This window comes from Pelovirga sp., assembly GCF_059864205.1.
In genome coordinates, this window is the sequence record NZ_JCBCBS010000111.1 from 1 (window position 1) to 5839 (window position 5839).

The window sequence follows — 5839 nt, forward strand, 5'->3', positions numbered from 1 at the left end:
TTGATTGAGACAATCCTGAAATATGGAGATCTGATTGATCTTCATGCCCTGTTTGCTTTGTTCGGCAAGCGTGAGATCATGATGATCTGGCAGGATCGCCTGAAGAATGATACGCGCTTTAAAAAATTGAATTATTTCATCGCCCGAACCTTTTTGAAGATGAATGTTGAAGCGAGGGATTTTGCCGATGGGCCCAGTGTGCGAGCCGAAAAACTTCGACTGCTTGCAGGATAATACCAGGAACCTTCTCTACCGGTTTGCTGAGTCAGCGCCATTTCTAAAGGACTTCAGCCTGGTCGGTGGTTCGGCGCTGGCACTTTATCTGGGGCACCGGAAAAGTGAGGATCTCGACTTTTATACTTTTGCTGACACCTTTGATCGGCAGATTATTTTAGCTTATTGCGGTACTTTCGATTCACTGAAAATTTTGAATGAAAGTGATGAGCAACTGGATGTGCTGATCAACGGGGTTAAAGTAACGTTTTATAATGCCCGTTGGACTTTTCTGCAGCCGGCTGCGCCGCAACCTTTGAATATCGCCACCCTCGAATCAATTGCCGCGATGAAGGTTCATGTTCTTTTTCTGCGGGCAAAATATCGTGATTACTATGATCTTTTCTTTATAGCGAACAAGGTCATGGGCATACCAGAGCTTTTTTCTTGTGCCAGGCAGGTTGTGCCGGGGCTGACCATGAAGCTGTTCTGTATCGCGCTGACCTATATTGATGACATTGAAGATGATTCCATTGACCACCTTGAACCGGTCAGTCAGTTGAGCAAGGAAGACATTCGCAACTATTTCGAACAGCAGATTGGTACGGGTGGGGCTGTTGAGGTTTGAGGCGGCACCGGAGATGCCTGTTGATAGGCGCGTAGCGCCGTTGAGTGTTGAGGAGGTTTTTTTCAGCTTTCAACCTTCAACTTTCAACAAGCGCCATCGGCGCTCATCACACAAAGGGAAGAAGCAGGCGAAGCGCTTTTATGACTTTTTTCTGATCGGGTTTGGCAAGTTGCCCCGCTTTTCTTATAATCAGTTTTTCATCCAGGGTGAATAATTTCATGCGAATAATAGAAGGTGTGGGCAAACCTGCTGAATCCAAGTCCTGGATATCGATATCCAGCGGCCAAGCTGAATTTTTTGCACTGGTGATCATCGCCATAACCGTATGACCGGCCTGCAGATTAAACGCTTCTGCGTCGGATAGAATCAGTGCAGGTCTGCGTTTGCTTGTGGCTTTGTCGGTGAATGGAAAGGGTACAACAACAATATCAAAGGCATTAAAGGTCACGATATGACTCCTCATCTGTGGCCGATTCCCATTCACTGAGGGTTTGTTCGAGTGCCTTGGTAAAGTGGAGGTCTATGGGGCGCGCTTTTCTGAGGCGAATCTGGTTGTCCTCAATGTCAAAAGTTATGGCATCCCCCGCTTTTAACTGAAGAACTTTACGCACCGGTTCCGGGATGGTCGCTTGATATTTGGATGTGAGTTTACTGGTTGCCGTCGCCATGATAAGCCTCCTTTGCTGGTAATACTAGCATTACCAGGTCTGTTGCGCAAGATGGCTCTTGAGTGAGCGTCAGCGAACGGGCGTGAGATGCTTTTGGTCACGCAAAGCCGCAAAGTCGCAAAGGAAAGCCAGACATGCCTGTAAATCTTTTTTGGGTTAAAACCAAAAAGCCCTGATTTCCGGTCTTCTTCGCGCCTTGGCGCCTTGAGTGAGCGGCAGCGAACGGGCGTGAGATGATTTTGGTGTCACGCAAAGCGACAAGAACCGGAAAGAGCGAAAGAAGGCCGGCTAATTTCTTTCACAGAACACTCTGATCTTGGTACTAACATTCCCTAAAAAAGAGATGTTGACAGGTCTTTTTGATAAGACCATAGTAGTCCTTAATGCAAGGAGGTGAGCATTATGGAAAGCGCATCGGTGAGCGAACTGAAAAAGTCTCCAAGTGGATATTTCAGAAAGGTCAAATCGGGCGAGGAGATCCTGGTGACGGATCGTGGCCGTCCATTCGCAAAGATCGTCCCGTTGCAACGCGACGAGGCCGGCGAAGGTACGAACATGGCGAAGCTCGAAGCCGCCGGCCTGGCACGGGCGGGCAAAGGCTTCCAGGCTGACTTTTGGACACAAGAGGGGCCTGTCGACCCACAGGGGGCGGTACGTACGTCGCTGATTGAAGAGAGGGATGAGAGGTGAGATTTTGGGATAGTTGTGCGATTATCCCGTTGTTGGTGGAGGAGGGGTTTTCGGCCACAGCACGCCGGATGTTCGCAGAAGACAGGGCTATGATCGTTTGGTGGGGGACATCGGTTGAGTGCACCTCGGCTGTTGCAAAAGCGCGTCGAACCGGGAAAATCAGTCACGACGAAGAGAGGAAAGTCCGCGAACAGCTCGATGCGGCAGCAGAAAACTGGAACGAAATGGCTCCATCTAATGAGGTTCGCGATACGGCGCGACTCCTGCTCAGGAGACACCCCCTGTCTGCAGCCGATTCTTTGCAGTTGGCCGCTGCTCTGGTTTGGTGTGAAAATAAACCACAGGGGGCGGTTTTTGTCTGCCTCGATCAGCGGCTGCGCGATGCAGCGGATGCCGAAGGTTTTTCCGTGATCCCCTCTGAAACTGAGTTCGCATCCATAACCGGAAAAAAAAGAAAATATAGTACTGAGTACTGAGAAAGGATAGTGCTGAGGACTGAAAACTCAGCACTCAGCACTCAGTCCGTTATATTCACGCAAAGTCACAAAAGCATTTTTTTGAACGCTGATGAACACAGATAAACGCTGATGAATAAAAGCGTGAATCTGAGGTTCTAAAATCCAAAGCATTTGTTTTTTATCTGTGTTAATCCGTGTTGATCCGCGTTCAATGTTAGCCTGTCTTCGCGCCTTGGCGTCTCGCCTCAGGGCGGCTACTTTGTTACCGATGATGACACCTTAAGATAAATATCTCTCCAATTGAATTCTCCGGAATGGGATGGTATACATCAGGTGACACTAAATGTAACTAAATGTATACCAGGTGAATCTGTATGCAGCCTTTAAGGCAACTCAGTCAAACTCTCGACATGCTTGCCGATGAGACATCTTATCTTTTTACCCCTGCCGATTTGCGTGCATCACTTCCTGGATTAACTTCAGGTGCATTCAAGGCGTTGCTCAGCCGGGCACATAAGACCGGGGTACTGCAGCGCGTTTGCAAGGGCATTTATCTGTATCCACGGGTGAATTATCCCGCAGGTCTGGTGTTGTTTCATGTCGCTGCAAAGCTGCGCGCCGACACCTTTAACTATATAAGCCTAGAGACGGTTTTAAGTGATGCCGGAGTGATTTCCCAGATTCCACTGAACTGGATTACTCTGATGTCCGCAGGGCGTAGCCATATTGTCAATTGCGGGCGTTTTGGGCACATTGAGTTTGTCCACACCAAACGCAGACCCGCCGATGTTGCCGACCAGTTACATTATGATCCTGATCGGCACTTGTGGTGTGCTTCTGTTGCCCTGGCGCTACATGACATGAACCTGACACGTCGCAGTACTGATCTGGTGGATTGGAGTTTAGCCGATGAGCTTGTTTGATCAACTGGTGGATGAAGCACTGCGCAATAGCCCCCAGTTTGCTCCGTTGCGGGTTGTGGTGGAAAAAGAACTGCTCCATCACGATATTTTGCGGGAGATGAGCAAAGCCGGATTTTTGCACCAACTGACGTTTATCGGTGGTACCTGTTTGCGTACCTGTTACGGCTCATCTCGTTTAAGTGAGGATCTGGATTTTAACGGTGGAGCCAATTTTGTTAAGGACGACCTGGCTGAATTGGGATCGGTTCTGGTCAAAAGGCTGGAGATGAAATACGGTTTGCCGGTCACTGTGAGTGAGCCGGTTCGCGAAGAGGGCAATGTCGCTACCTGGAAACTGAGGATGACAACACGCCCAGAACGTAAACAGCTGCAGGCACAGCGCATCAATATCGATATTTGTGCGCTTGGCAGCCATGATCGCAAACCCGTGATGGTGCGTAATCATTATGGCGTGGATATGGGCACTTCGGGGTTGATTGTGCAGGCGCAGAGTCGCGAAGAGATTTTTGCCGACAAAATTGTCGCCTTCGCCATGCGCCCAAACCGTTTGAAGAATCGTGATCTGTGGGATATTGCCTGGCTGAGTCAGCAGGGTATTGTTTTATCGGCGGATCTGGTGCTGCTCAAGGTTGATGATCGTCAACTCGATCGAGCTGATTTCTTAAATCAATTAACCGAGCGTTATCAATTGCTGTCGACAAGTCTTTCTTGCCGGAAGGATTTTTTGTCGGAAATGCGACGATTTTTGCCTCCGTTGGTCGTTGCTGAAACCCTGGAACAGGAGGCATTCTGGGATTATCTCGTCAATCTGATGTTGGACAGTTGCCATCAGGTTATGAGGGTTATGAGGGACGCTCTTAAATAGTTAAATAGTCCGTTATGTTCACGCAAAGCCGCAAAAGCATTTTTTGAACGCAGATGAACACAAATAAACGCTCATGAATAAAAGCATGAATCTGAGGGTTTAAAAACCAAAAAACTTGATTTTTATCTGCGTTAATCAGCTTTTATCTGCGTTCAATTAGCCGTACTTAATTGCTGAGCACCTCATGGGGGACGCTCTTAAATAATTAAAGAGTTCGTTATATTCACACAAAGCCGCAAAAGCAATTTTTTGAACGCAGATGAACACAGATAAATGCTTATAATTAAAAGCATGAATCTGAGGGTTTAAAAACCAAAACACTTGATTTTTATCTGCGTTAATCAGTTTTTATCTGCGTTCTATTAGCCGTACTTAAGTACTGAGGCGAAACTTATGCCCACAATCATAATCACTGGCGCCACAGGTTTTGTCGGTCGTGGACTTTGTTCCCGCTTGCTGGCGGAAGGGCGTAATCTTCGCTGTGCTGTTCGCGAGCCATCATCCGTTAATAATTCAGTGGTGGTCGGTGACATCGGCCCAGATACTCACTGGGATGAAGCACTCAAAGGTATCGACACCGTCGTCCATCTCGCCGCTCGTGTTCACATCATGAAAGACAATAGCAGTGATCCATTAGCCGAGTTCCGCAGTGTCAATGTTGATGCTACCCTTAATCTGGCACGGCAAGCTGCAGCCGCCTGCGTCAAACGCTTCATTTTCCTCAGTACCGTTAAAGTCAACGGCGAAGAAACGATCGCCAATCATCCTTTCACCGAACAGGATGCGCACCAACCGCAAGACCCTTATGGCATTTCCAAGCAGGAGGCAGAAGATGGGTTGCTGCGATTGGCGGAAGAAACCGGTCTAGAGGTGGTGATTATCCGTCCGCCCTTGGTCTATGGCCCCGGCGTCAAAGGAAATTTCCAAAGCATGATGCGCTGGATCAGCAAAGGCATCCCTCTGCCGCTGGGCGCCATTCACAACGAACGCAGTCTGGTCGCCCTCGACAACCTGGTTGATTTCATTATCACCTGCGTCGACCACCCTGCCGCCGCCAACCAGACCTTTCTCGTCGCCGATGGTGAAGACCTCTCCACCACGGATCTGCTGCGCCACGTTGGCGAGGCCATGGGCAAACCAGCGCGCCTGATTTCGGTGCCCATGTCGGTGCTCAAGCTCGGAGCGCAACTGCTTGGCAAACAGGCCATGGCCCAGCGTTTATGCGGTAATCTGCAGGTGGATATTTCCAAGGCACGGGAGGTGCTGGGGTGGACACCGCCGGTAAGTGTGGATGCTGCTTTGAAAAAAGCAGTAAATGAACGCTGATGGACGCAGATAAACACTGATGAAATAATCAAAATTGAGTACATACTTAAATAGAGGGGGATGTTGAT

At 48.9% G+C, this 5839-nt stretch carries 9 protein-coding genes; 7 read left to right on the forward strand and 2 right to left on the reverse strand.

Features of this window, described 5'->3' with window-relative positions:
* Window positions 1–234, forward strand: a 234-nt coding sequence (locus tag AC6F7T_RS07265) for a hypothetical protein (protein WP_500717418.1), incomplete at its 5' end; no start/stop codon positions are given.
* Window positions 188–841 (forward strand): nucleotidyl transferase AbiEii/AbiGii toxin family protein, encoded by a 654-nt coding sequence (locus AC6F7T_RS07270; RefSeq protein ID WP_500717420.1) that lies wholly within the window; start codon window positions 188–190, stop codon window positions 839–841. The genes AC6F7T_RS07265 and AC6F7T_RS07270, both read left to right, overlap by 47 nt.
* A gap of 106 nt (window positions 842–947) precedes the next feature.
* Here AC6F7T_RS07270 and AC6F7T_RS07275 read toward each other — a convergent pair whose 3' ends face one another.
* On the reverse strand, window positions 948–1289 hold the full coding sequence (locus tag AC6F7T_RS07275; protein ID WP_500717421.1) for a type II toxin-antitoxin system PemK/MazF family toxin: 342 nt from the start codon (window positions 1287–1289) through the stop codon (window positions 948–950).
* Window positions 1279–1509 (reverse strand): type II toxin-antitoxin system PrlF family antitoxin, encoded by a 231-nt coding sequence (locus AC6F7T_RS07280; RefSeq protein ID WP_500717422.1) that lies wholly within the window; start codon window positions 1507–1509, stop codon window positions 1279–1281. The genes AC6F7T_RS07275 and AC6F7T_RS07280 overlap by 11 nt, the downstream gene beginning before the upstream one ends.
* A 402-nt stretch (window positions 1510–1911) precedes the next feature.
* Here AC6F7T_RS07280 and AC6F7T_RS07285 point away from each other — a divergent pair, with 402 nt between their 5' ends.
* The 5 genes from AC6F7T_RS07285 (at window position 1912) to AC6F7T_RS07305 (ending at window position 5771) form a co-directional block, all read left to right on the forward strand.
* Window positions 1912–2199, forward strand: a complete 288-nt coding sequence (locus AC6F7T_RS07285; protein WP_500717424.1) for a type II toxin-antitoxin system prevent-host-death family antitoxin — start codon at window positions 1912–1914, stop codon at window positions 2197–2199.
* Window positions 2196–2675: a type II toxin-antitoxin system VapC family toxin gene (locus AC6F7T_RS07290; RefSeq protein ID WP_500717425.1), complete on the forward strand. Its 480-nt coding sequence runs from the start codon at window positions 2196–2198 to the stop codon at window positions 2673–2675. Before AC6F7T_RS07285 ends, AC6F7T_RS07290 begins: the two co-directional genes overlap by 4 nt.
* Before the next feature lie 356 nt (window positions 2676–3031).
* Window positions 3032–3580 (forward strand): type IV toxin-antitoxin system AbiEi family antitoxin, encoded by a 549-nt coding sequence (abiEi, locus tag AC6F7T_RS07295; protein WP_500717427.1) that lies wholly within the window; start codon window positions 3032–3034, stop codon window positions 3578–3580.
* The gene (locus tag AC6F7T_RS07300) at window positions 3567–4445 is read left to right on the forward strand and encodes a nucleotidyl transferase AbiEii/AbiGii toxin family protein (protein ID WP_500717429.1); all 879 of its coding nucleotides are present in this window, start codon (window positions 3567–3569) and stop codon (window positions 4443–4445) included. Before abiEi ends, AC6F7T_RS07300 begins: the two co-directional genes overlap by 14 nt.
* A 393-nt stretch (window positions 4446–4838) precedes the next feature.
* Window positions 4839–5771 (forward strand): NAD-dependent epimerase/dehydratase family protein, encoded by a 933-nt coding sequence (locus AC6F7T_RS07305; protein ID WP_500717431.1) that lies wholly within the window; start codon window positions 4839–4841, stop codon window positions 5769–5771.
* Window positions 5772–5839 lie beyond the last annotated feature (68 nt).

Excerpts from the sequence above, each read along its gene's own strand:
- AC6F7T_RS07270 (WP_500717420.1), top strand. The coding sequence starts at position 188 with ATGGGCCCAGTGTGCGAGCCGAAAAACTTCGACTGCTTGCAGGATAAT.
- AC6F7T_RS07280 (WP_500717422.1), bottom strand. The coding sequence starts at position 1,509 with ATGGCGACGGCAACCAGTAAACTCACATCCAAATATCAAGCGACCATC.
- AC6F7T_RS07285 (WP_500717424.1), top strand. The coding sequence starts at position 1,912 with ATGGAAAGCGCATCGGTGAGCGAACTGAAAAAGTCTCCAAGTGGATAT.
- abiEi (WP_500717427.1), top strand. The coding sequence starts at position 3,032 with ATGCAGCCTTTAAGGCAACTCAGTCAAACTCTCGACATGCTTGCCGAT.
- AC6F7T_RS07300 (WP_500717429.1), top strand. The coding sequence starts at position 3,567 with ATGAGCTTGTTTGATCAACTGGTGGATGAAGCACTGCGCAATAGCCCC.
- AC6F7T_RS07305 (WP_500717431.1), top strand. The coding sequence starts at position 4,839 with ATGCCCACAATCATAATCACTGGCGCCACAGGTTTTGTCGGTCGTGGA.